Source organism: Labrenzia sp. C1B70 (genome assembly GCF_000475395.1).
GTDB classification, from domain to species: domain Bacteria; phylum Pseudomonadota; class Alphaproteobacteria; order Rhizobiales; family Stappiaceae; genus Roseibium; species Roseibium algicola.
Window position 1 is genome coordinate 456,023 of record NZ_AXCE01000002.1, and the last position, 22,552, is coordinate 478,574.

At 59.2% G+C, this 22,552-nt stretch carries 25 protein-coding genes; 12 read left to right on the forward strand and 13 right to left on the reverse strand.

The genetic code is table 11. From position 1 onward, the window contains the following. Window positions 1-87: 87 nt before the first annotated feature. Both Q666_RS36760 and Q666_RS36765 read right to left on the reverse strand, forming a co-directional pair. A complete protein-coding gene (locus Q666_RS36760) occupies window positions 88-573 on the reverse strand; it encodes a flavin reductase family protein (protein WP_022998919.1) in 486 nt (161 codons plus the stop codon). Then, a complete protein-coding gene (locus tag Q666_RS36765; RefSeq protein WP_022998918.1) occupies window positions 573-1,664 on the reverse strand; it encodes an LLM class flavin-dependent oxidoreductase in 1,092 nt (363 codons plus the stop codon). The genes Q666_RS36760 and Q666_RS36765 overlap by 1 nt, the downstream gene beginning before the upstream one ends. 121 nt (window positions 1,665-1,785) lie before the next feature. Here Q666_RS36765 and Q666_RS36770 point away from each other — a divergent pair, with 121 nt between their 5' ends. The 3 genes from Q666_RS36770 (at window position 1,786) to Q666_RS36780 (ending at window position 3,528) form a co-directional block, all read left to right on the forward strand. Further along, the gene (locus tag Q666_RS36770) at window positions 1,786-2,316 is read left to right on the forward strand and encodes a winged helix DNA-binding protein (RefSeq protein ID WP_022998917.1); all 531 of its coding nucleotides are present in this window, start codon (window positions 1,786-1,788) and stop codon (window positions 2,314-2,316) included. A 207-nt stretch (window positions 2,317-2,523) separates the two neighbouring features. Further along, window positions 2,524-2,916 (forward strand): VOC family protein, encoded by a 393-nt coding sequence (locus Q666_RS36775; protein ID WP_022998916.1) that lies wholly within the window; start codon window positions 2,524-2,526, stop codon window positions 2,914-2,916. 96 nt (window positions 2,917-3,012) lie between these two features. Beyond that, window positions 3,013-3,528: a GNAT family N-acetyltransferase gene (locus Q666_RS36780; protein ID WP_022998915.1), complete on the forward strand. Its 516-nt coding sequence runs from the start codon at window positions 3,013-3,015 to the stop codon at window positions 3,526-3,528. Here Q666_RS36780 and Q666_RS36785 read toward each other — a convergent pair. Further along, a complete protein-coding gene (locus Q666_RS36785) occupies window positions 3,512-4,792 on the reverse strand; it encodes an MFS transporter (RefSeq protein WP_022998914.1) in 1,281 nt (426 codons plus the stop codon). The genes Q666_RS36780 and Q666_RS36785 overlap by 17 nt on opposite strands. After that, entirely contained in the window at window positions 4,789-5,466 is a 678-nt protein-coding gene (locus Q666_RS36790) for a FadR/GntR family transcriptional regulator (RefSeq protein ID WP_022998913.1), read from the reverse strand. The genes Q666_RS36785 and Q666_RS36790 overlap by 4 nt, the downstream gene beginning before the upstream one ends. A 373-nt stretch (window positions 5,467-5,839) precedes the next feature. Here Q666_RS36790 and Q666_RS36795 point away from each other — a divergent pair, with 373 nt between their 5' ends. Continuing rightward, on the forward strand, window positions 5,840-6,673 hold the full coding sequence (locus Q666_RS36795) for a hypothetical protein (RefSeq protein ID WP_077290953.1): 834 nt from the start codon (window positions 5,840-5,842) through the stop codon (window positions 6,671-6,673). Window positions 6,674-6,737: 64 nt separating this feature from the next. Here Q666_RS36795 and Q666_RS36800 read toward each other — a convergent pair whose 3' ends face one another. Further along, window positions 6,738-7,772, reverse strand: a complete 1,035-nt coding sequence (locus tag Q666_RS36800; RefSeq protein WP_022998911.1) for an aldo/keto reductase — start codon at window positions 7,770-7,772, stop codon at window positions 6,738-6,740. A gap of 16 nt (window positions 7,773-7,788) precedes the next feature. Further along, window positions 7,789-8,976, reverse strand: coding sequence for an MFS transporter (locus Q666_RS36805; protein WP_022998910.1), 1,188 nt, complete (start codon window positions 8,974-8,976; stop codon window positions 7,789-7,791). 100 nt (window positions 8,977-9,076) lie between these two features. Here Q666_RS36805 and Q666_RS36810 point away from each other — a divergent pair, with 100 nt between their 5' ends. Then, window positions 9,077-9,982 (forward strand): LysR family transcriptional regulator, encoded by a 906-nt coding sequence (locus tag Q666_RS36810; protein WP_022998909.1) that lies wholly within the window; start codon window positions 9,077-9,079, stop codon window positions 9,980-9,982. Window positions 9,983-10,002: 20 nt separating this feature from the next. Here the strand turns inward: Q666_RS36810 and Q666_RS64685 are convergent, their stop codons facing one another. From Q666_RS64685 to Q666_RS36825, 3 genes are all read right to left on the reverse strand, one after another. After that, a complete protein-coding gene (locus Q666_RS64685; protein WP_022998908.1) occupies window positions 10,003-11,550 on the reverse strand; it encodes a hypothetical protein in 1,548 nt (515 codons plus the stop codon). Window positions 11,551-11,791: 241 nt separating this feature from the next. Continuing rightward, complete coding sequence (locus Q666_RS36820) at window positions 11,792-12,412, reverse strand: ferric reductase-like transmembrane domain-containing protein (RefSeq protein WP_031268642.1); 621 nt, start codon at window positions 12,410-12,412, stop codon at window positions 11,792-11,794. Between the two features lie 19 nt (window positions 12,413-12,431). Next, window positions 12,432-12,920 (reverse strand): twin-arginine translocation pathway signal, encoded by a 489-nt coding sequence (locus Q666_RS36825; RefSeq protein ID WP_022998906.1) that lies wholly within the window; start codon window positions 12,918-12,920, stop codon window positions 12,432-12,434. 548 nt (window positions 12,921-13,468) lie between these two features. Here Q666_RS36825 and Q666_RS36830 point away from each other — a divergent pair. From Q666_RS36830 to Q666_RS36840, 3 genes are all read left to right on the forward strand, one after another. Further along, window positions 13,469-14,128 carry a matrixin family metalloprotease gene (locus Q666_RS36830; RefSeq protein WP_152533255.1) on the forward strand — a complete coding sequence of 220 codons (660 nt, stop codon included), beginning with the start codon at window positions 13,469-13,471 and terminating at the stop codon, window positions 14,126-14,128. A gap of 193 nt (window positions 14,129-14,321) precedes the next feature. Next, window positions 14,322-14,870 carry a PRC-barrel domain-containing protein gene (locus Q666_RS36835; protein WP_022998904.1) on the forward strand — a complete coding sequence of 183 codons (549 nt, stop codon included), beginning with the start codon at window positions 14,322-14,324 and terminating at the stop codon, window positions 14,868-14,870. A gap of 197 nt (window positions 14,871-15,067) precedes the next feature. Further along, window positions 15,068-15,742, forward strand: coding sequence for a DUF2161 family putative PD-(D/E)XK-type phosphodiesterase (locus Q666_RS36840; protein ID WP_022998903.1), 675 nt, complete (start codon window positions 15,068-15,070; stop codon window positions 15,740-15,742). Window positions 15,743-15,747: 5 nt separating this feature from the next. Here the strand turns inward: Q666_RS36840 and Q666_RS36845 are convergent, their stop codons facing one another. Then, on the reverse strand, window positions 15,748-16,143 hold the full coding sequence (locus Q666_RS36845) for a VOC family protein (RefSeq protein WP_152533256.1): 396 nt from the start codon (window positions 16,141-16,143) through the stop codon (window positions 15,748-15,750). A gap of 182 nt (window positions 16,144-16,325) precedes the next feature. On the opposite strand from Q666_RS36845, the gene Q666_RS36850 reads away from it, so the two are divergent. Beyond that, window positions 16,326-17,033, forward strand: coding sequence for a YafY family protein (locus tag Q666_RS36850; RefSeq protein ID WP_022998901.1), 708 nt, complete (start codon window positions 16,326-16,328; stop codon window positions 17,031-17,033). Window positions 17,034-17,044: 11 nt separating this feature from the next. On the opposite strand, the gene Q666_RS36855 is transcribed toward Q666_RS36850, so the two are convergent. The 3 genes from Q666_RS36855 to Q666_RS36865 all read right to left on the reverse strand — a co-directional run bounded on the left by Q666_RS36855 (window position 17,045) and on the right by Q666_RS36865 (window position 19,614). Next, window positions 17,045-17,764, reverse strand: a complete 720-nt coding sequence (locus Q666_RS36855; RefSeq protein WP_022998900.1) for a spermidine synthase — start codon at window positions 17,762-17,764, stop codon at window positions 17,045-17,047. Window position 17,765: 1 nt separating this feature from the next. Continuing rightward, window positions 17,766-18,764: an aldo/keto reductase gene (locus tag Q666_RS36860; RefSeq protein WP_022998899.1), complete on the reverse strand. Its 999-nt coding sequence runs from the start codon at window positions 18,762-18,764 to the stop codon at window positions 17,766-17,768. A 271-nt stretch (window positions 18,765-19,035) separates the two neighbouring features. Continuing rightward, a complete protein-coding gene (locus Q666_RS36865; protein ID WP_031284951.1) occupies window positions 19,036-19,614 on the reverse strand; it encodes a hypothetical protein in 579 nt (192 codons plus the stop codon). A 375-nt stretch (window positions 19,615-19,989) separates the two neighbouring features. On the opposite strand from Q666_RS36865, the gene Q666_RS36870 reads away from it, so the two are divergent. From Q666_RS36870 to Q666_RS36875, 3 genes are read left to right on the forward strand one after another with little or no spacing between them, the layout of a single operon-like run. Then, window positions 19,990-20,583 (forward strand): hypothetical protein, encoded by a 594-nt coding sequence (locus tag Q666_RS36870; RefSeq protein WP_152533257.1) that lies wholly within the window; start codon window positions 19,990-19,992, stop codon window positions 20,581-20,583. A gap of 10 nt (window positions 20,584-20,593) precedes the next feature. Then, window positions 20,594-21,163 (forward strand): ImmA/IrrE family metallo-endopeptidase, encoded by a 570-nt coding sequence (locus tag Q666_RS0132750; RefSeq protein WP_081713167.1) that lies wholly within the window; start codon window positions 20,594-20,596, stop codon window positions 21,161-21,163. A gap of 8 nt (window positions 21,164-21,171) precedes the next feature. Next, a complete protein-coding gene (locus Q666_RS36875; RefSeq protein ID WP_161633211.1) occupies window positions 21,172-22,323 on the forward strand; it encodes a hypothetical protein in 1,152 nt (383 codons plus the stop codon). The last annotated feature ends 229 nt before the right edge of the window (window positions 22,324-22,552 follow it).

Sequence of the window (22,552 nt, forward strand, 5' to 3'; positions counted from 1 at the left end):
TCCAGGCAATTTTTTTGCGTAAAATTTAGGTCGCGGGATGGAGAGACGCAGCTCCTCAAGAAGCTGCGTCTCTCGGCAAAAGGCCGTTTACAACGGTTGGAACGCTCCGTTCCAGTAAACCAGCGCGCCCGATGACTGGCTTTGCCGGATTGCACGCACCTTGCCAATGACAATCGAATGGGTCGCCCGGTCGATCATCTCCTCGACCTCGCAATCGAAAGCGGCCGGAGCATCTTCCAGCAGAAGTGCCCCGGTTTCCGCCGTGCGCCATGTGGCTCCGGCATAACGTTCCGGTCCCTTGACGCCGCCGAACCCCGAAAAGTTTTCGGCAACCTTGCGGTGCTCGGGCCCAAGCGAAGACCAGCCGAATTTCGGATACTTCTTCAGCAAGGGCCAACTGGAGGAAGCCTTGTTGACGCATGCAAGCACCAGCGGCGGATCGGCGCTGAGAGACATTGCCGATGTGACGAGGAGACCTGAAATGTCCTCTCCCTCACCGACCGTGATGACGGAACAATTGCCCACCAACGCCCGCATGGCGTTGGTGAATTCTCTGGACGGCACGGGGTTCATCACCGGATACCGGCTTCCGCAAGCAGCGGCAGAACATTGTCGCGGAAATACGGGAACTCCTCGACATAGTCGACAAAGGAGAGCGTCGTTCCGGCAAAGCCTGTTTCGTGCAGTTTGAGGATGCCGTCGGCCACCTGCCGCGGAGTTCCAACCAGCGGGAACCCGCCGTGGCCCATGGCGAACAGGTTCTTGATCTGGGCCAGCAGGTCGTGCGGAAACGACTGCGCATGCGCGAACTGCAGATTGACCAGATTGTCCACCGCTTCCCAGTCTGCCAGATCGCCCATCAGCCGGTCTCGGAGGGCGGTCGCCTCTTCCTCAGTTTCCCGGCAGATGACGTGGCTGAAGGTCAGAACTCCCACATCGCGCCCCTTCTCCGCCGCCTGCGCTTTCAGTTCCTTGATTTCGTCGACGGACCGGTTGAGATCGATGGCCGGCGTGAACAGGTAGTCGGCGTTGTCGGTGGCAAAGGTCCGTCCGGTTGCTGAACCTGCCGCGTTCAGGATCGGTGGCCGGCCATTGACGGGCTTGGGGTCGCCGGCAACGTGCTTCAGGTTGAAGTACTTGCCCTCCCAGTCGAAATACTCCTTAGAGGTCCAGAGCTTCTCGACCACATCGAACCATTCCTGGGCGTAGCCGTAACGGGTTTCATGATCGTCGGGCAGGGTCAGGCCCAGGGCTTCGTATTCCGGCTTGTTCCAGCCCGCGACAATGTTCAGACCCGCGCGGCCATTGCCCACCTGATCCATCGTGGCAATCTGCTTGGCCACGACCACCGGATTGTTTGCAGCAGTATGCACCGTGGCGAACACAGTGATGTTTTTCGTTGAGGCCAGCAGCGCGGTTGCCCAGGTGACCGTTTCCAGCACGCTGCCGTGAAAGTCCGTCTCGCCGCCGTAACCGATCCAGCGGGCGATCGGCAGCATGAAGTCGATGCCGGCATCGTCCAGCATCTGGCCGAGTTTCAGGTTGTTTTCCCAGCTATTGACCCATCTGGACGGCGATTTGGTGACCGTCATCCCGGACGAGCAATTGGACGAAAACGTCCCGAGTTTGAAGCCGTTCTTGTCTTTCATCATGTTGGTAGGCATGGATCCCCTCCATTTAGGATAGATTTTCAATTGTATTTTTTATTTAAAACTATGTGCAAAAACGCCCTTACGTCAAACTGAATCGCAGCTATATTCGATCTGAAAAAACGAAGAGGGACCGATGACCGGCAAGTCGGACGATCAGAAGCTCAACTATCACTGGCACCTTTCGGAGAACGATGCGGAGGTCGTCTGCACTGAGCTGGAATTCGCGTTGATGCGCTGTTTCGAGGCGTTCGGGCGATGGCAGACAGAATGCCTGGCGTCTGTCAGCGACGTTGGGGCGACCGGCCCGGAAAACGCACTGCTGCATATCGTGCGCATGAACGACCGGGCAAAAAGCATCAAGGAACTGGCCCGGCTTACCAACCGCGACGACATTCCGAACATCCAGTATTCGATGCGAAAACTCGTGGCGGCGGGGCTGATTGAAAAGCAGGGCTCGGGCCGCACAGGCGTGACCTATCAGGCGACACCGGAAGGCAAGAAGATCACCGATGATTACGGCGCTGTGCGCAAACGGCTGCTGATTGAGCAGATCTCAAGTCTGCCCGAATTTGACAAGCGCCTGAAAGAGGCAGGGCAAAGCCTCAATATCCTGGCGGGCATCTACGAAGAGATATCCCGCATCGCCGCGACCTACCGCCGGTAACGGCGTTCCATACCATTGACGTGTATGGCCAGGCTCGTCGCGCTGTTCCAGCGAGGAGCCGTCTCGCTGCGGCTCTGCTGCGGTTGGTGAGGTAAGTTTGCGCACTGTTGCGTTACGGCTCTGGCAAGCGGGAGGAACTGTGATATGAGCGGGCCAGACGGCCTGGCCGAGACGGGCCACACCTTCAGCGCGGGTTAATTTTCAAAAATGTTGTCAGGGGTTTGTATCGGCGCCAACGATCTTTCGGCTGCCGGCCGGTTTTACGACGAAGTGCTTGCGACAATTGGCATGAAGCGGGTTTTTTCCGATCCCCGCGAGCTTGGCTATGCAGGTGCCGATGGCCGTATATCGTTGTTTGTCTTGTTGCCGTTTGACGGGCGGGCGGCCACATCGGGCAATGGTACGCAGGTCATGTTCTATGCGCCGGATGCCGAGGCCGTCAGGGCGTTTCATGCTGCCGCACTGCGGTGTGGTGGGCGTGATGAAGGCGCACCCGGCCCTCGTTCCTATCACCCGGATTATTTCGGCGCTTATGTGCGTGATCTCGACGGTAACAAGCTGAATGTCTCCGTCAGCCTGGAAAACGGCACCACCGCCTGAACACGCAGTGTTGATCATCAGGCAAAGGAGTTGTCTTGATCGGGCCGGCCATTTTGGGTGCAAGAGGCGCTGGCCAGTTTCAGGAGATGCCAGCCCATGCCCAGATCAAGTCAGCCGATAATCGAGTTTGTGCGCCTGCCGGACATTCCGCTGGAAGAGCTGGTCGCGCATATGTCCGACCCGCGTGTCGGCACCCACATGCCGCTTCTGACCTTCTCATGGGATCTCGAGATGGCTGCGAAGTTCGTCGCGGCCAAGGAGGCTTGCTGGCAACGCGACGGACTTGGTCACTGGGCGTTTCTGGCAGACGGCCGCTATGTCGGCTGGGGTGGTTTTCAGAAAGAAGGCGAGGAGTGGGATTTCGGGCTGGTGCTGCACCCGGCAGCCTTTGGCCTCGGCATGCCGATCACCAGAAAGGCGCTGGCCTTTGCCAATGAAGACCCGCGCATTCCATTCGTCACCTTCCTGCTGCCGCCGTCCCGACGGAACCTCGGTGCACTGCGGCGGATGGGGGCTCGTTTCATCGGCGAGACCGATTATGACGGCACGCGTTTCCTGAAATACCGCCTGGAAACATCAGGCCCCGTTGGCGCGGTCAGCCGGACAGCTTGACCGTCTCCACATTGACGTGACTTGCCTTTCCGGCGAACCAGCCGTTGATGGCGGCGCCAAGGCCAAGCGCCACGAACAGCACCGCACTCCAGGCAAAGCTTCCCGTCCAGCTTCGGATGAGCCCGACGATCAGTGGGCCGATGGCGGCAAGCGTATAGCCGACGCATTGGGCCATGCCCGAAAGCTGCGCAGCGGAATGGGAATCCTGTGTCCGCAACACGATGACCGTAAGCGCCACCGCAATCAGTCCGCCCTGGCCGATGCCCTGCAGCACCGCCCAGATCCAGACGGTGGACAGTGGCGCGAATTGCAGGCCGAGCAGGGCTATAACCGCTATGGCGCAAAGTGCGACGTTGATCAGCCGCTGGTCCTTGCCGCGAACGGCAAGATGCGGTGCTATCAGGCAGGCGGCAGCCTGCACCATCACCGACACCGACACGATTGCGCCGGCAGTGACGCCGTCCAGCCCGCGGGCACGGAGGATCGGTACCAGCCAGCCGAAGACGCAATAGGCAAGTGCGGATTGCAGACCCATGAACAGGGTCACGTGCCAGGCCAGCCTGTCACCCCACATGCCCTTCACCACATAAGTCGGACCCTTGGGACGTTTGCGCGTCGCCATGACCTGCGGAAACCACAGGACGGCCACCACGAGTGCCGGCACGGCCCAGATCGCAAGCGCGCCCTCGATAGAACCACCGAGGGCCGCTTCAAACGGAATGGTCAATCCTGCGCCGGCGGCAGCGCCCGCGCAAAGTGCCATGGTGTACCACCCGGTCACCAGTGCGGCCCTGTCGGGGAAATCGCGCTTGACGAGCCCGGGCAGAAGTACGTTGCCAACCGCGATACAGGCACCCGCCAACGCTGTTCCAAGAAACAGCAACGGCACGGAGGACGTTCCTCGTGCTGCCGTTCCAAGGGCCAGCAAAACCACGACTGCAAGCAATGTGCGTTCCGTGCCGATGCGGCGGGCAAGGCGTGGAGCCAGCGGCGAGAACAGGCCGAGACACACAACGGGCAGTGTCGTCAGAAGGCTTGCGCCCGTTGGCGACAGGCCAAAATTTTCGCGGATTTCCAGAAGCAGAGCCGACGCGCTGGAAAAGACCGGGCGCAGGTTGAAGGCGATCAGTACCAGGCTTGCGCCCAGCAGAAACCGCACCAGTCCGCTCTGCGTCGCCGGCTGGGATTGCTCAGCGGAAACGTCAATGTCTTCGGCATCGATCAGTTCGATCGAGCCGGGATCGATTTCAGATGCCTGTGTCATGAGCCGAGCAGTCGCTCCAGGTCTCTCAGGACAGGGGCCATGAACCGGCGGACGGCGGCCTCGGCCAGTTCCGGGTCGCCTGTCTCGATGGCATCGACAATGGCCGCGTGGGCCGCCATATCGGGTTCCTGCAGGTCTTTTCCAAGCGTAGCCTCGATGGTCTCGCCGATCAGACTGGAGAAGAATTCGTACATGTTGACCAGAACGGAGTTTTGCGAGGCCGCAACAACAGCCCGGTGAAAGGCAAGGTCGCGCTCCACGAAACCGGCCTTGTCGTGACCATCATAGTTTCCGCGCTCCGTGAGCAAGCGGCGCAGCTCCGAAATCACCTCTGGTGTCTGGCGATGAGCGGCCAGCCTGGCGGCCTCCGCATCCAGCGCCAGTCTGGCCTCGAACTGGTCACGCAGGGTCGCGCGACGCGCCATGGTCAATGGCCCGATGGCATCGACGACCGACAGCACATAGGTGCCCGAACCCTGCCGTGTTTCCAGGTAGCCTTGCGAAACAAGCACGCGCACGGCTTCGCGCACGGTGCCACGGCTGATGGAAAGCTGCGCCGAGAGCTGAGCCTCGTTGGGCAGCTTTTCCCCCACGGACCAGCGATTGCCCACGATTTCCGCCCGGATCGCCTCGGCTGCGCTGTCAACCAGGCTCGTTTTTGCCAGAGATTGCATTTGAAGTCACCAAATCATCAGATGACTTGATCATAGGGGTGATGACGCGGCTTGTCCATCGGCGAAATCGCGTGAGGGAAAGACGCCTTTTCAGGTGTTGTCCCTGTCGAACAGCTCATGTGCGGGGTCTCGGGGATGGCGGGGCTTCAGTTGCCTCGCACAAGGCGCATCGCCTTGATCGCATCTTGCTGGCCGAGATCCCTCAAAAGGTGTGATGCTGCGCATTGCAACAATGACAAATAATGTGACGTGGAAGACAGACGCATTCGCCGGGGACGTGGCTATTTGGCTGCACCGGCAAGCCTACGAAAGACGCCGATTACGCATACAGCTTCAGGGGCCATTGAGGGGGCCTAACCAAGGGAGAGTGAATGTGGCCGAGTCTTTTTTTCTGCCTTACGAATACGTCGACGTTCTGACAAATCCTGGCCTGCAGACCAGCGCCGGCCGGGTCAAGCTTACGCAGTACCTTTGCAAGGACCGTGGTAACGGCGGCAACGACAGCGCAACCAGTTTTTTCAAGAATTTCCGTTGGATCAAGGATCCCCACGGCATCACGCTGAACCAGCATGTCGGCGGCCGCGAGATCGACCTGGCGCTGAAAGGCCAGGGAAACGACAAGACATTCGTCAAGATCTGGAACTTCATGCTGAAGAACAAGGATCTTTTGGACAAGTACAAGGTTGAGGTCTGCGGCCGTGCGAACAAGGACGGCTCCAAGGATGTCGAGCAGACCGGCAAGATCAAGAAACTCTACTTCGACAAGATGTCCGATCAGGCGGCACTGCAGCAGATGGTGCAAGACCGCTTTTTCGGTATGGATTGCATAGGCTTTATCGCCAATTTCCTGATATTCACGGGTGAGTGGGACAAGTATTACGGTGTTTCACCCCGGCGGTATCCGGATCATGTTGCCAAGACCAACATCGACGACATCAACGAGGTCAAGCCACTCGATTTCATGGTCTGGAACGGACATGTGGCGATGATCGACTGGGTCTGGGAAGTTCTGGACGAGAAACGCGCGCGCATCGACATGTGCCAGAGCTCCAGCGGTGGTCCGCAATGCAACGAATACGTGATCCTGCGCCGTACCGGCGGCAAGGGTCTCAAGGGCGGTTGCGAATTCACGATCGACGGCGGCACCCCGGCCCCACCTGTGCGTGGCCATTTCACCATCTGGCGGCGGGAAGGGTTCTGGTATTGAGCACCAAGGTCCATTGGCGCGACAGGTTCATGCTGTCACCTGCCGCGCCGTTCAGGATTGCCCGTCAGACCAGGGATGGGTTGAGCTGTGCGAAAGCCTCCTGCCTCTGATAGGGAAAATGCGGATAGGAAGCAGTCCGCGCGCTCGAAGCATCAAGACGGGCAATCTGCTCGTCCGTCAGTGCCCAACCCGTTGCTCCCAGATTGTCGCGAAGTTGCGCTTCGTTGCGCGCCCCGATGATGACCGACGCGACAGTGGGGCGTTGAAGCAGCCAGTTGATCGCCACTTGCGGGACTGTCTTGCCGGTTTCTTCGGCAATCGCATCCAGGACGTCGACGACCGAATAGAGCAGATCGTCTTCCACGGGAGGTCCGAAACTTGCGGTCTCATGCAGTCGGCTGCCCTCGGGGATCGGATTGTTCCTGCGGATCTTGCCGGTCAGCCGACCCCAGCCAAGTGGGCTCCATACCATGGCGCCCAGGCCCTGGTCTGCGCCGAGAGGCATCAGGTCCCACTCGTAGTCCCGTCCGACGAGAGAATAATAAACCTGGTTTGCGACATAGCGCGGCCAGCCGTGTTTCTCCGCAACGGCCAGCGATTTCATGATCTGCCATCCGGAGAAGTTGGATACCCCGACATAGCGGATTTTCCCGTCGCGGACGAGCTGGTCGAGCGTCGACAGCACCTCTTCCACCGGGGTGAACGCGTCGAATGCGTGCAGTTGCAGAAGATCGATATGGTCCGTTCCAAGGCGCTTGAGTGCAGCCTCGACACCCCTGATCAGCCTGAACCGTGAAGACCCTGCCTCATTGGATCCATCCCCCAGGGGGAGGCTCATTTTCGTGGAGAGCAGGACCTCGTCGCGGCGGCCCTTGATTGCTTCACCGAGCACTTCTTCCGAAGCGCCTTCGGAGTAGTTGTCCGCGGTGTCGAACAGGTTGACGCCGGCCTCGAGGCAGATGTCGACAAGGCGGCGCGCTTCTGCGACGTCCGTTGTGCCCCAATGACTGAAGAGTGGGCCGGAGCCACCGAATGTGCCGGCACCGAAGCTGAGGGCGGGAACCTTGAGCCCGGAGTTTCCAAGATAGCGATAGTCCATGTCGGTGATGTCCTTTCTAGCTGGCAGTCTGGTGAGTGGAGATCGGGGAGGGCACGCGCCGCCGCTCAATCGCAAAGGAGGCAAGCGCGACCACGATGGCGAGGAGGGGGAAGCCCGCGGCGACCAGGGGCAGGTTTTCAAGTCCGGGCCCACGGGAGATGGCCAGGCCGCCGGCCCAGGCCCCAAGTGCGTTGCCGAGATTGAAGGCGGCAATGTTCAGGCTGGACGCAAGGCTTTCTCCGGCGCCAACGGCCTTCGACAGAACCCAGGACTGAAGCGGCGGAACCGTTGCGAAACCCGCCACGCCGAGCAGTCCCGTCAGCACCACGGCGGCGGTCTGGTTTCCAAAGGCGGCGGACATGACCGCCAGCACGAGTGCAAGGGCTGCCATGCTGCCGATGAGCGCGGTCTTCAGTCTGATGTCGGCAAGTTTTCCGCCCAGGAGATTTCCGGCGACCAGCCCCCCACCGAAGATCAACAGGATCGGGGATACCGCCGTGTCGGCAAATCCACTGACCTGCGTCAGCAACGGGGCGATGTAGGTGAACAGGGTGAAGACGCCTGCAAACCCCAGGACCGTCGTCAGGAAACCGAGAAGGACGGAGGCGCGCGACACGGCCTTCAGATCGGCCCGCCAGCCGGATTGTGCGGCGCGCGAACGATCCGTCGGCACGAGCAGAATGAGCACGGCCAGTGCGGCCAGGCCGATCAGCGTCACGGCCCAGAAGGTCATGCGCCAGCTGAATTGCTGGCCAAGCCAGGTTCCGGCCGGCACGCCGAGGATGTTGGCAAGCGTCAGCCCTGTAAACATGATGGCAATTGCGGACGCCTGCTTGTCCTTGCCGACCATGGAGGCGGCAAAGACCGAGCCGACACCGAAGTAGGTTCCATGAGCGAGGGCCGTGAGGATACGGGCTGCCATCAGCAGGTCGTAGCTGGGCGCAAGCGCGCAAGCGGCGTTCCCGATGATGAAGATCACCATCAGGCCGATCAGCACGCGCTTCCTGTTCCATGTCGCGGTGAAGACGGTCAGGATGGGCGCGCCGACCACGACCCCGAGGGCGTAGCCGGAGATGAGCATTCCTGCTGCAGCGACCGAGACACCAAGATCGCGGCTGACCTCTAGCAGAAGGCCCATGATGACGAATTCTGTGACGCCGATGCCGAAGGCTCCGGCCGCCAGTGCATAAAGAGCAAGGGGCATTTTGGATCCGGTCCATGAAATTTCGATGGACGGAACCTAGGCAGTGCTCATATCATGAACTATACGCCCGAAATGAATATAATAAGTGAATTGAAGTCATATGTCGCGCGCCAGCATAAACCGCAGCGGTGAGATGGAGGTCTTTGTTCAGGTTGTTGAACTAGGCGGGTTTTCCCACGCAGCCAGGCACCTGGGGATGACCCAGTCTGCAGTCAGCAAACTGATTTCCCGGCTCGAGACACGGCTTGGTGCACGGCTTTTCAACCGGTCCACCCGACGCCTGGACCTGACGGCCGAAGGATGTGTCTTTTACGAGCGTGCGCGAGAAATTCTCTCAAGCATCGATGAAGCGGAACGGCAGGCAGGGTTGGGCGAGCAGCCGGTCGGCCGCATTCGGCTGAACACCAGCGCCTCCTATGCGACCCACATTCTTGAGCCCGTCCTGCCTGTGTTCCTCGAGCAGTACCCAGACATCTCTCTCGAAATCGTTCTGACCGACGCCTTGATCGACCTTCTCGCGGAGCGGACGGATGTTGTGGTGCGGGCAGGGCCGCTCAAGGACTCCAGCCTGGTAGCACGCAAGCTCGGCGAAACACCGATGCTGATCGTCGCCTCGCCTGACTATCTTCAGCGTGTCGAGGAACCTGCCTGTGTCGCGGATCTGGAGGGGCACAGAAAAATCGGGTTCAACTATCCGCGGGAAGTCGATACCTGGCGCTTTCTGCGCGACGACGAACCGATAGCAGTCTGCCCGCCCGGGCGCGTTCAGGCGAGCGACGGCGAGGCCATCCGCCGGCTGGCGATCAACGGCCTTGGGCTGGCGCGTCTGGCCGCCTTTACCGTACGTGCTGACATCGCTGCGGGACGTCTGAAGCCGGTTCTTGAAAAGTGTTATGCAGACGACAGCGAAGCCTTCCACGCGGTCTACACCGGCCAGGGCGGCCCTTTGCCGGCCCGTGTCCGCGTGCTGCTGAATTTTCTCGCTGAACATGGCGCCGTGTCCTGACGCGCGGTTTTCGAACCGCCTTACTTGAAACACCCCAGATGAACGCCTTCGAAATCGCTTGAGCAGGCCACCAGGCTCATGAGGGATTTCTGGGCGTTGGTGAGGCCTGCTGCCAGAGCGGGCGCTTCAACGCGAATGGTGGCGGCCCGGTTGCCGGAGCGAAGGGCGAGCCAGTAGTAGGAGGTGCCGGTTTCGGTGTCCTCGCCGGACCGTACCAGAGTGTCCGGCTTGTCCTGGCTATAGAGAATGCTGGTTCCTTCCGCCTGCTCGGCCAGCTCTTCAAAGAGCTTTGCCGGGCCGGTCTGTTCGACAATCGTCAGTCCTTCGCCGAGGTAGCTGCGCGACCATTGTGTTGCGGCCATGGTTTCCACGGGCCAGGGGCGGCTGTGGCTCGGCAGGTGCGGGTTGGCGACCCGGCCTTTGGCGGCTTCTATTTCTTCCCAAACCGCGCGTGGCAGGTCGTTCAGCTTTTCGTCCGGAGCCATCAGCACATGGTTGAGCGGCCCCAGCTTGATGAAAGCGTCCGTTGCCCGTCCTCCCCGATAACCAAGCGACGACCAGCCGCCGTCTTTCGAATTGTGAAACGACAATAGCGGCTCGAAGATTTCGCCGTCGCTGACCAGCCGGTAGAGTGACATGGTATCGATGGTGCCGGACTGCTTGTCACGCGGAACGCCGCAGCCAGCAACGTTGAGCGGCCGGTCGGCAAGGTCGTAGAGCCTGATCCTGTCGCCCTCCGGTGTGCGGCCGTCGTTGGTATCTTCCAGCAGCGACGCATCGAGCAGGCCCAGGGGTTGCTCGTAGTGCAGCGCGGCCAGGCGGCTGCACACGTTCAGGATCTGGTTCTCGAACGGGATGTTCAGAAGGGCCGGGTCGAAGCTGGGCAATTGCGCCCTGATCGCAAAGAGCGCGGCGGGCGTATCGACTTCATAAAATCCTTCCGGGCCCATGCTGATGATCCGGTCCAGCACATGCTGACTGACCGAGTAGCGTGTCAGGTTCTTGACGATGTCGGCAATCGCAAGCCGGGTCAGCTCGAGCAGCTGACCCAATTGACCGCTGCGGACGGCGGCAACCGCAGTCTCTTCGGTAAAATAGGGCGAGTGGAAACCGACCCTTGCACCCGGTTCGATGGTGCGGTCGATGAAGGTGCCGATGCCGCCGGTCGGCCAGAAGGACGAGCCGCCCAGAAACGCCATGGCACAGGCCGAAACGCAGCTGTCTCCAGCTTCGACCACTGTTGCGATGGTGTTGTTTCTGAAGAAGTCCGCAAGCTTTACGCCGGCTGAATAGGAACCACCGGGGCTCGACAGCGAGACGACGGCACGCGGCCCGCCAAAATCGTTGTTGCAGGCCGCACCCGAACAGCGCGCCAGCTGCGCGAAGGCCTCCTCCACGCGGTCGCCATCCTCCGCCCGTATTTCCCCTTCCAACCGCAGATGCACCACCGGCGCATCGTCGCTGTAGCGGAAGGAGACAAGCGTCAACTCAGCGGATGAGGCGCTCTGGGCGAACAGCACCAGTGTGGCAAGAAAGAAAAAGGGCCGGGCAGGAAAACGGAAGGGCATGGCAAATCAGGCTTTCGAAATGTCACCAGGCTGCACCTGCCACCACGAGAGAAGTTCGGATTTCCCGAACAGTCAAAACCTGGAAAATTCCGCAGTGGAGGCAAAAGAGGTGCTGCCATTTGGCATGAACAGAAATCGGAAAAACCATAGCATGGGTTCTTGCGCGCTCACATCGCAAGATATGAAACCTGTCCTTTTAAGGCAGTTCTGTGCCGCGGCTGCTTGAAGCGCTGCATGGTAATCAGGAGCCAGTCTTCTTCTGGCGCGGTCTCATCGCCCAGATTTTCAGGTCGAAGATCACTTTTACCGTCGCGGCCACTGCCAAAGCACAAAGCGCGGCCTTGGACAGTGTCTCCATCGTGCCTTCGATCAACAGCGCATGGGCGGCGCTGCCGATGACGATCATCATGGCAAGGAGGGTGTGGAGGCGGCGCCAAAGACGCGGGGGGATTGGCAGGCGCCGTCGGACTGCGGCGAGCAATGCCGCGGCGAATACGGCCCACATGGCAAGCACGCCCCAGACGGAAAAGGGTGTCGGTGATCTGAAGAGAAGGGCGTCGATGACATCCGGTGGACTGGTGATCCAGAGCCCGCCGACATGCAGGATGATCGCCAGCACCAGCAACGAGCCGGTCCAGCGGTGCAGGCGCCTGCCCTTCAGGCCTTCAGCACCAGGGAGATAACCTCCAGCCAGCAAGGGCTGCAACAAGAGCAGCGCCATCGCTGCAATGCCGGCAAAGCCGGCCGCGATATAGACCGGCTGGCGCCATTGCAGCAGCGGGCTTGCCGCCGCCGCGAGCATCGGCACAAAAAGGATCGTTGCCAGGATGGCCCATATCAGAAGAGCACGAAGGCGGTTCATGCCGTCGGGCAAGTCCGGGTCAAGCAGGCTGCAGCACGAAATGTGCTTCCAGGCTGGTGTCGGCCGAGCTTCTCATCACCGGCCGCAGAAAGACGGTTTCGAACTCTCCACTGTCATAGGCCAGATGCCCGTGTGGCTGGCCGAAGGCCGGAACGATCTGCGGCATTTCCAGGCGGAAGACGCCATTGGCATCGGTGAGCGTCGCGCCATGGCTGCGCTGGTCGCGTTCGTTCCCTTCGGTCGTATGTGCCCAGATCTGAATGCGCTGGCCTGCCAGAGGGGCACCGTCACCTGCGCGCCGCACGGTTCCGTTCATCCAGAAACCGCCACCGCCAATCCTGTCGACAATGGGCGCACCGGGCCGATAGTTGTTGGACCCGCCCCGCATCGACGCTGTCGGCGCCACGCCTTTGGCCTGTGCGGGAACACTCAACCCGGATGCACCCGACACCAGCAGGGCGGTTCCGGTGACAAGCAGGTTTCGGCGGGTAATGAGACCGGATGTCATGAGTAATCTCCTGTCGGGCGTTTGGGCCCGGCTCCTTGTGGGTACCGGGCGCGTCCGATGTTCAAGTATAGGGTGTTTCCGGGCATTTCCGAGGCATCGGGACGTTTCATTCAGCGGATCGTGCTCACACCTGCGTGAGCAAACGGCATCGCATTCGGGTGGTTGGACTGTTGCAATTTTTCAATCGCTTGAAATTTTCTCGGGATTTCGCGTCTGCATGGGATTTTTCCGGATTTTCTTCGCCGGCAATGTGACGTAACGTTCGGCGCAGATGCAAGAAGCTGAGAGTTGCCTTGGTGTTGGCTCTTGGATGCAGGCCTGAGGGCCTTCGCAAGGCGCGGTAAAGCTGCCGCATTGTAAACTGATCCAGGACGCGGCCTTGGCGTTACGGTCAGCAGTCTTACCCGACCCTTGAACGACCAAAGAGTGAGACATTGAAGACCGGCTTCATTTTCCTCATCGCTGCAATTGTGACTTTTTGTTCATTGGTTCCTTCACTGGCAGGCAACGCTGCAGGTTTTGCCCCGCTCAAGCTGGAAGGACATCTCGTGAAATGGGGAAAGACGGAGCTCGGCACGCCGGCTCACGTCACCTATGCCTTCGTGCAGCAGCCCATCGTGCAGGAGAAAGCGCGAAATTGCGGGGCGATGGACAGTCTGGCGCGCCTTGCGCGCTTGAGTTCCCTGGGCCTTGAGGACGTGCGGCGCCAGGCGTCGCTCGCTTTCCAGCTTTGGCAAAATGTCAGCGGGCTCACCTTCGAAGAGATTGGGGACGTGAACGCGGCAGATATTCTGCTGGGCGTGCAGTCCATTCCGAGGGGATTTGCGTTCACCAACGTCAGGTTTCAGTCCGACTTTGCAGATCGTCCGAAGTCGAATGTGACCGACGTTTCAGACCGGGGTCTCGGAAAACCCGGCCGGCAACCGGAAGCACGGTCAGGTGCCACGGCGGCGGCCAAGCTTGCCCGCATCACCCGGTCTGCCGTTTGTCTCAATCCGGTTCACAAATGGAAAATCGGCTTCGACGGCGATTTGAAGACCTACGATTTGCAGTACACCTTCGCCCATGAAATCGGTCATGCGATCGGCCTCGATCACTACCTTCGCAAGAGCTCGATCATGCACTTCAAGTACCGGGAAACCTTCGAGGGTCTGCAGCCGAGCGATATCGAGGGCGTGCGGTGGCTATACGGTGCCCGTATAGATTGAATCGATCATCAAATTGACACGTTTTGCGGGTATGTCCCGTCATGCATCAATGGCTAACCTGCTGATATTTAATAGCTAATTTTATCAGGCCTTTGCCCGAAAAGGCCAATTTTGCTTCCTATCTGTTTGTCTACGCATCGGTGAGGGCGAACGGGTTGTCTGCTCTGCCGGCGCGGCAACAAGGGAGTGAATCATGAAACGCAACATCGTTCCGGCCACAATCGCCGCCCTGGCGCTGTCGCTCAGTCCCGCGCTGGCGCAGGAGACCTCTCAACCCCGCGAAGCAGACCCGATGATCCAGGAAACTATGCCCGAGGGCGATGCGCCTGAGATCGCGTTCGAAGGCGTGACCCCGTTCCTTGCCCAGCAGGAATCCGGCCATTGGCTTTCCAGCAACCTGATCGGGCAGGAAGTCACCAATCCGGCTGGTGACACGATTGGCGAGGTGGCCGCGCTTGAAATCGATGGCGAAGGCAAGGTCGTTGGTGTCGTGATCGAGGCAGGAGGGTTTCTGGGCCTTGGCACCAAGCTGGTCGGCGTTCCCTATGATGCGGTCGAGCACAGCAAGGTGGAGCCGGGTGACCAGAAGCTGGTGATCAAGGCCTCTCTGGACGAGGTTGATGCAGCTCCTGCGTTTCTGACGTCTCTGCAGATACGCCAGGCGGAAGAAGCTGCAAAGGCACGGCAGGAGGCAGAGCAGCTGAATGCCCCCGCAGTGGGGGAACCTCAGACGGCGCAGTAACCATGGCCGCCTGCGTTCTCATCTGGAACGCGCAAGGATGGATCGGACCGGGTCACGCAATGTGGTCCGGTCTTTTTTGAAAGTGTCGGCTTTCGGCTCCGTCCCTGAAACGCCACGGCGGATCTATTCCTTGGATTTCGCCCGGCAGCCCCAGCCGGAAGATTGCCCGCCCATGGCTTCGCACGTAGGATGCCGCCATGGGGCGCATTCTGGAAACCGAGCTCTATCCGCCGGTCAAAGCTTTTCTTGTTGAGCAGGGATATGAGGTGAAGGCCGAAGTCGGTTCGGCCGATATCGTAGCGTGCCGCGAGGGTGCGGATCCGGTGATTGTCGAACTCAAGACCGGGTTCACCTTGAGCCTGTTTCATCAGGCGGTCGTGCGCCAGTCGGTGACCGACGCAGTCTATGTCGCGGTCGTCCGGGGCAAGGGTCGGCAGTTTCTACAGTCTCTGAAGAAGAACCTGCAGCTTGCCCGAAGGCTGGGCCTTGGCGTGATCACCGTCAGGCTGCCGGATGGCGTTGTCGAGGTGCACCTGGACCCGGCGCCTTTCACCCCGCGCAAGTCCAAGCCGCGCAAGGATCGGCTCCTGCGGGAGTTTGCCCGCCGGGTCGGTGACCCGAACACCGGCGGTTCGACGCGCACCACGCTCGTGACGGCCTACCGGCAGGATGCGATCCGCTGCGCGGAACATCTTTCCACCAACGGCCCCAGCCGCGGCGCGGATGTGGCCAGGGCAACAGGCGTTGCCACCGCAACCCGCATGATGGCCGACGATCACTACGGCTGGTTCGAGCGGGTGGAAAGAGGCATCTACGCCCTGACGCCCAAGGGACTGGCGTCTCTGGGCACGCCGGATGAAGCTGCCGAGTAGCTGTTCTAGAGTCCGTCGATCGGCATGTTGAGTGCATAATATTCGAGGATGTTGCCATCCGGATCGGTGACCTTGAACAGACTGATCGGCCCTTCGCTGATCAGGCCGGGGGCCTTCAGCGCATCGGGGGCGATTGTCTCGACATGCTGCAGGGCCGCCTGAATGTCGTCGACCTTCAGATAGGGCACTGTGTTGCCGCCGAGCTTCGCATCCGGCGCGAAGGCCTGTTTTGAAATGACGGCAAACAGCCCACCGGCCACATCGAAGCCGATGAAGACGTCCGTCTCCACCGTGGGGGTGGCATTGAAGAGGTCCTGGTAGAACTCACGTGAACGGCGCAGGTCGCTGGACAGCACATAGACGCCAAGTCTTTGAACGGCTGCTGCTTGTGAATTTGTCATGTCTGTCTCCTGCGCATGAAGCGCTGTTCCGCTTGTCAGAAAAAGGATCGCGAGGATCCACAAAAGGTGTTTTGTCAGGTTTCGGGTCATGGTCTTCCGGACGCTTTCAACTCTGGTGTCCGGGTCCTATAAAGGCCCCCTGCTGACACCGTGTTGGCAGCATCGTGCCGGGGAGACGGGCCATGCGGCGCGCGGACAGACTGTTTGAAATCATCCAGATCCTGCGCCGGGTGCGCCAGCCGGTGTCGGCGCAGGCGATCGCGGACGAGCTGGAGGTTTCCAAGCGCTCGGTCTATCGCGACATCGCCACCTTGACGGCGCAGCGCGTGCCGATCCGGGGCGAGGCTGGTGTCGGCTATGTTCTGGAAGAGGGCTTCGACATGCCGCCCCTGATGCTGACAGCCGAGGAAATCGATGCCGCGGTTCTGGGGGCCTTGTGGGTTTCCACCCGCGCCGAGCCGGAACTCGCCAGGGCAGCGGAGAACCTGATCGCCAAGATAGAGGCCATCACGCCCGGGCCCTTGCGCCGCCACATTGCGGCAGCCGCGATGAGCGTGCGGCCTGTCAGCCCGGCATCAGAAGACAAGGTCGACGCGGGCATGCTGCGGCAGGCCATTCTGGAAGGCAGGAAGGTGTCGCTGGGCTACCGCGACGGCGATGGCAGGGAGAGTAAGCGCGTGGTCTGGCCCGTGTTGCTGGGCTACCGGGACGAAGGCCGCATTCTTGCGGCCTGGTGCGAGCTGCGCCAGGGCTTCCGCTATTTCCGCACCGACCGCATGACCTTTGCCGAGGCGCTGGATCAACGCTATCCGGAAAGCCGCGGCTCTTTAAAGGCCCGCTGGCGGAAGGCCATGGATGCCGAGCGGGAAAGCTATTTCCCGCGCGCCTGAGCGCAAGCCACTCACCCCTTGCGCCCCAGATAGACGGCCTGGGTCACCTCGCGCCCGTCCTGCAGGGGATTTGGAAACACCACCGGTTCGGCCCAGGCCGCGTCAAACGCCTGGCCAAGCAAGGCCGTGATGGCCTCGTCCGGGGCTTCATCCGACCACAGCCCGACGATCCCGCCCGGTTTCACGAAACGCTGGACGGAGCGCAGGCCCTCGGGCGTGTAAAAGCCTTTGGAGCCGCCATGCAGCAGCCGTTCCGGGGTGTGGTCGATATCGATCAGAAGCGCGTCATACTGGCGGCCGGGATGGTCTCTATCAAAGCCGTCTTCCGATGCTGCCATGGCGAAGAAATCGCCCTGCACCAGCCGGCAGCGAGGGTTGTCGGCAAGCTCGGTTTTCATCGGCACGAGGCCTTCCTCATGCCAGCGAATGACAGGCTCCAGCAGATCGACCACGGTGAGGTCGGCAACGCTCTCATGGGCCAGGACGGCCTGCGCAGTGTAACCAAGCCCAAGTCCGCCCACCAGCACGTCCAGCGTGTCGCCGCCGAGGGCCGCAAGCCCCTTGTCCGCCAGCGCAATTTCCGAGGCAGTGAACAGGCTCGACATCAGGTGTTCCTCGCCAAGGAGGATTTCGAAGACGTCGGTCTTCAGCGCCAGGATATGCCGGCGGCGCAGGGATATCGCGCCGATCGGTGTCGGCGCGTAGTCCAGTTCTTCAAACAGCCTGCTCATCTCAGCAATAGCGCTCCGGCCCGATGCTTTGCACGTCCGAGTAGCGGTCGCCGTGGGCCCAGCCAACGGGTAGCACGGCCTCGATACGCTCCAGATCCGCTGCCGTCAGGTTCAGGGCCGCACCCGAGATGCATTCCCGCAGGTGCTCCACGGAGCGCGTTCCGGGGATCGGTATCACATGCGGCCCGCGGGTCAGCAGCCAGGCATTCGCCAGCCCCGCCGCCGTCGTCCCCATCTCCGCTGCAAGCTTGCGGAAGCCTTCCATGATGCGCAGGTTCTCCGTCAGGTTCGGCTCCATGAACCGCGGGTTCGTGCTGAGGAACGGTAGCTCGGCGATCCGCTCACGCGGGACCGGGTGGTCCGTCAGCAGCGAGCGGCCCACGGGCGAAAAGGCCACCATGGCAACACCAAGCTCGGCGCAGGCCTGCACCAGCCCGAGGTCTGGCGCGCGCGTGGAGAGCGAATATTCCGATTGAACGGCCGCAACAGGAAACACCTTCATGGCACGCCGCAGGGTAGACGGCGCGATTTCCGACAGGCCGATGGCGCGTGTCTTGCCCTTTTCAACCAGCCGGCCGAGATTGGCCGCCGTTTCTTCCGGCGTGAAGCGCGGGTCGCGCCGATGGGCGTAGAACAGGTCCACGCACTCCACGCCAAGCCGCTGCAGAGACTTGTCCAGCTCGGCCTCAAGGTGCTCCGCCGAATTGTCGAAGCTGCGGTTGCCGTCCGCATCGGTGGTGATCGTGGCCTTTGTCGCGATCACGAATTCGTCCCGCGCACCCGGATTGGCTTTCAGATAGGTGCCGAGGGCGCTTTCCGATTTGCCCATGCCGTAGACATTGGCCGTGTCCAGATGCGTGACACCCAGATCGCGGCAGGCATTCAAAATGGCGTGGCTTTCCGCTTCGTTCGTCGGCCCGTACATGTCGGAGAAGGACATCGCCCCATAGCCGATGGCACCCACTTCCGGCCCGTTGGCACCCAATCTGCGTTGTTCCATGTGTCCCCTCTATGCGCTGGAAAAGCTGAAGAGTTCTTTTCTTAAGCCATTGTCCCGGGCGCTGAAAGGGCGGAAGTGGCAGCTCAGTGGGTGTTGGTTTCCGGTCAGGCGCGGCGGGCCTTTTGGAGCAGTCTTGTGCTTTTGGGCCGAAGCCGACATCCACCTGCCAAAATTATGCTGCGATGCGAACCGCTGAAGCCACCATTCGTTGCATCAGAGAAGACAGCTAGCAACCAGGCGCTGGCGCTGCGGACACAACTGTCTTCGCGGGTTATTTGCCAAAAATGCGTGACAATAAGCTTCGTGTTATCTTCGGGCTCTTCAGGGCGATAATATTAAACACCTCGACATCCTCAGCTTCTAAGTAATTCTCATGCCTGAAGCCAATCTCCAATGCAGGCAGGTCAAGCGGGATTTCAAAGGCGTAATCAATGTTTTCCTCTTTATTCACTTGAGCCAGAACGTGACGTTGCTTCAATTCGTTGTAGGTTGCTGGAAATTCTCCGATTTCGGATAGATCGAACCTGTCTTCACTGTCTCCGGCGTGAGTGACTTTCCAAATCTGTCGACCATTCTGCCATAACTCGGAAGAGCTCCACATAACCGTTTCGTTAACTTCGCAGATATATGTCCGATGCTTCTGGGACAGTTCGGCAACCTGATCTCGAACGCTTCGTCCAAAGCCTTCATCCTCTGACCATAGGATGGTCCAACCGGTGCTGTTGAGTCTTGCAGTCCACCAATTGCCATCTGGCATCTCTTCGGCCGGTTCACCCTTCGTTAAACCCAATTTGTCAATTAGCTCGTCCGGCAAAGCCTCGCTCGCAAGATAACAGATACGAAATCCCATATTAGTTCCTTTTGGTGGATCTCTAGCCATCTAGCGACTTGGTCGCTTGGGTGCAATCTAGGGTTTGGTATCAGGTAGGTTTGAGTTCCAAGCTGCCCTGCAGCAGTACGGCACTCCAATTCTGGCATTGGGTGGTACCTGATGGACACAAACGGCCCTGAGCGGTCGTTCAAGTAAACTGCTGCGGAAGACTGGTCTCAATCCCTGAGCGGTCCACTCAGGCAAGGGCAGCGTCCGTGAATACTCAGTTGCAGATAAGGGTGCCCTTAGCCGATGTGGCAATGTTTCGATGCCGGACTAGGCTTTCACATAATTCTCACTGCTTGTTAAAGTTGCAATTCGTCAACCGCCGTGCAAAAAACCTTTGAGATATAATTGACAAGTAATTTGATGAACCAAGATCAACCCAATGCGACGGCGGCCCCCAGCAGGCTTACCATCGGGATCGTGATGGCGACAGCTGCCCTAACGTCGCTACTGACACTTGCTGTGCTGTACGGTTGGACCCGCTTTCGAGTCCTGTTCTCGACGTTTCCTGCAAGCGACTGTTGGACTTACGCAGACAAAAGCATTTGCTTCTTCGAGAATACGATGACCTCGGACGGGATGATAGCAGTACTGTCAAGCTTCTACACTAATCTGATCGTAATCTTGATTGGTATCTTAACGCTAATTGGTATTATCGCGGCCTTGAGCCTTCGATACTCGGCAAAGCAACATGTCGAAGCTGAGTTGCCGGGTCTCACCAGAAACTTTTTCACCAATAGTTCTGGGAGAACTCTGTTAATCGAACAGATTTCAGAGGAAATCAAGGAGACGAAAGCCACCGTTGACGCGCTCAAGGCTAAATCGGGAGAGCACACTGAATTCATTGGCGGATTATCAGAGCGCATGGAGCGCCTCGATAGACTATTTGAAGAAATAGACACAGGCGAGACTGTAACCGAACCTGATAAAACAGCTGGTTAGTTTGGAGTTGATGAACATGGTGTCTAAATCACCTCGTAGGCCGCAACGCCCCGGAACAGTAGCCAGTCAAAGAGAACTTCCGCCACCGGGGCTTCTGGACTCGCCCGAGCAGGTGGTGAATTACTACCAGAGAATGGGGCTTCCAATGGATTCGTCCATTCCCATAGAGTCGATTATTGAATCCAATGACGAGCTCGAACTGAGCTTTATAGATCTCGGAATCAATGACGCTTACATAAAGCGAATAGCTGATAACAGGTTCGAAATCGCCGTGAACTCGAAACACCATAAAAACCGCCAGCGGTTTTCTATGGCTCATGAATATGCACACTACTTGCTGCACCGTGGGAAGATCGACTCGATGCCTGAAGGCGAGCGAATATTGCACCGAAACGGCGACAGGAACTCGATTGAGTATCAAGCCAACACTTTTGCGGCCGAACTACTCATGCCAGAAATCTTGGTGCGCCGAGCATTCGGCCTATCCGGTGGTAATCTGACGAAAATGGCCTTGGAGTTAGGAGTCTCAAAGGAATCTCTGAAGTATCGTCTCGGTGACCTGGGCTACGGCATAACATGACATATCACTTGCTGCTCAAAATGGGCGACGCTGAGATACGGGCCTGGAAGCACTTGAGCCCCGCGCGCAAAACTGAGCTGTCTGTTCACTGCGAGATTACCAGAGGGCGGAAACGTCCCAATAAAGACAAATCGGTGCCAGCTGAATACAACATCGCCAAGATTTACTCGACTATCACTGAAGACTTCACCAAGTGTCGCGTTTGTGTGGTGGACATCACGCGGGAGTCGACGTTGCGGTCAAGCGAAACGGAGGCGCTGGGACGTAGCGTCGACGGCTACGCCGCGTGGGTCGCAAAAGTGAATGAGCTTCATGCGGAGAATGACAAGGTTCGGCCGACACTCATAGTTAATCCAGGAGAGGACGATGACTACGAACAGTACGAGTCCGATATATTTGCCCAGTTCGATGCATTTAAGGATCGATATGACTTGATATCTTATCGAGCTTCGGTGCTTCACGACGAAGGCTTCGTCGATGACTTAACTATGCTAGCTAATAGGGCGAATGCCTTTATTGAGAATGATAAACGGTTTGAGATCGTTCTCGACTTCGAATTTGTCCAAGCTTCCACGGCATCGCTTCATGCCGCCTATGTGGCTCCGCTCATTAGAAGAATTCGTACCATCATTCCTCACGCAAGGATCGTCAGCCTTGGAACGTCTTTTCCAAAGAGCGTCACGGACGTTGGCGACGAAGAGCGCGACGAATTCCGACTTGAAGAGCTTACGCTGTACGAAGAGATAAGCCGGGTGCAGAACCAGCCGATCGAATACGGCGACTATGGCTCGATCAATCCCATACGGAACGACATAGAAATACCTGTAGGCTCATACCTAAGAGCAAGGATTGACTTTCCAACCGACAAAAAATCGGTCTACTACCATCGAGTTGCCCCCGAAGTAGATCCCAAAACGAAGAAGCTACTCTCACCGAGGAGCTCGATGTATAAGGCTGCCGCAAAACGCGTGGTGTCCGATCCAAGCCATAGTCCGCTCGACGACTCATGGGGATATGAAAAGATTGTAGAGGCCGCTACAAAGTCACCGGAGGGGAGCTCTCCAAACTTCTGGATTTCTGTGAGGATGGAAATGCATATATGCCGACGCCTTGACGCAATGGCGCGACAGGCCGCCTCCAGCGGAGTTGGGAACACCTAGTCTTTGGACCGGCGGCGACGGTATCCCATGGCTTGGCGCTCTTGCGTAGACGGAGGCGACAGGTCGCTTCCTGCGCTTTATGGCCATTCGTTCACCGCGCAGCGAATGCCCGCTCCCCGCCCATTCCAGCCTTTTGTTCCAAACGCAACGAAAGTCAGTTCCTAACCCGAAGTGAAGGTTGTCAAAATGGGCCCTTAGAGAACTTGGGTGTAAGCGCTCATTTCCCTGC

Coding starts and splice junctions, on each gene's coding strand:
- Q666_RS36760 (WP_022998919.1), bottom strand. CDS start 573: ATGAACCCCGTGCCGTCCAGAGAATTCACCAACGCCATGCGGGCGTTG.
- Q666_RS36765 (WP_022998918.1), bottom strand. CDS start 1,664: ATGCCTACCAACATGATGAAAGACAAGAACGGCTTCAAACTCGGGACG.
- Q666_RS36770 (WP_022998917.1), top strand. CDS start 1,786: ATGACCGGCAAGTCGGACGATCAGAAGCTCAACTATCACTGGCACCTT.
- Q666_RS36775 (WP_022998916.1), top strand. CDS start 2,524: ATGTTGTCAGGGGTTTGTATCGGCGCCAACGATCTTTCGGCTGCCGGC.
- Q666_RS36780 (WP_022998915.1), top strand. CDS start 3,013: ATGCCCAGATCAAGTCAGCCGATAATCGAGTTTGTGCGCCTGCCGGAC.
- Q666_RS36785 (WP_022998914.1), bottom strand. CDS start 4,792: ATGACACAGGCATCTGAAATCGATCCCGGCTCGATCGAACTGATCGAT.
- Q666_RS36790 (WP_022998913.1), bottom strand. CDS start 5,466: ATGCAATCTCTGGCAAAAACGAGCCTGGTTGACAGCGCAGCCGAGGCG.
- Q666_RS36800 (WP_022998911.1), bottom strand. CDS start 7,772: ATGGACTATCGCTATCTTGGAAACTCCGGGCTCAAGGTTCCCGCCCTC.
- Q666_RS36805 (WP_022998910.1), bottom strand. CDS start 8,976: ATGCCCCTTGCTCTTTATGCACTGGCGGCCGGAGCCTTCGGCATCGGC.
- Q666_RS36810 (WP_022998909.1), top strand. CDS start 9,077: ATGTCGCGCGCCAGCATAAACCGCAGCGGTGAGATGGAGGTCTTTGTT.
- Q666_RS64685 (WP_022998908.1), bottom strand. CDS start 11,550: ATGCCCTTCCGTTTTCCTGCCCGGCCCTTTTTCTTTCTTGCCACACTG.
- Q666_RS36820 (WP_031268642.1), bottom strand. CDS start 12,412: ATGAACCGCCTTCGTGCTCTTCTGATATGGGCCATCCTGGCAACGATC.
- Q666_RS36825 (WP_022998906.1), bottom strand. CDS start 12,920: ATGACATCCGGTCTCATTACCCGCCGAAACCTGCTTGTCACCGGAACC.
- Q666_RS36835 (WP_022998904.1), top strand. CDS start 14,322: ATGAAACGCAACATCGTTCCGGCCACAATCGCCGCCCTGGCGCTGTCG.
- Q666_RS36840 (WP_022998903.1), top strand. CDS start 15,068: ATGGGGCGCATTCTGGAAACCGAGCTCTATCCGCCGGTCAAAGCTTTT.
- Q666_RS36845 (WP_152533256.1), bottom strand. CDS start 16,143: ATGACAAATTCACAAGCAGCAGCCGTTCAAAGACTTGGCGTCTATGTG.
- Q666_RS36850 (WP_022998901.1), top strand. CDS start 16,326: ATGCGGCGCGCGGACAGACTGTTTGAAATCATCCAGATCCTGCGCCGG.
- Q666_RS36855 (WP_022998900.1), bottom strand. CDS start 17,764: ATGAGCAGGCTGTTTGAAGAACTGGACTACGCGCCGACACCGATCGGC.
- Q666_RS36860 (WP_022998899.1), bottom strand. CDS start 18,764: ATGGAACAACGCAGATTGGGTGCCAACGGGCCGGAAGTGGGTGCCATC.
- Q666_RS36865 (WP_031284951.1), bottom strand. CDS start 19,614: ATGGGATTTCGTATCTGTTATCTTGCGAGCGAGGCTTTGCCGGACGAG.
- Q666_RS0132750 (WP_081713167.1), top strand. CDS start 20,594: ATGAACATGGTGTCTAAATCACCTCGTAGGCCGCAACGCCCCGGAACA.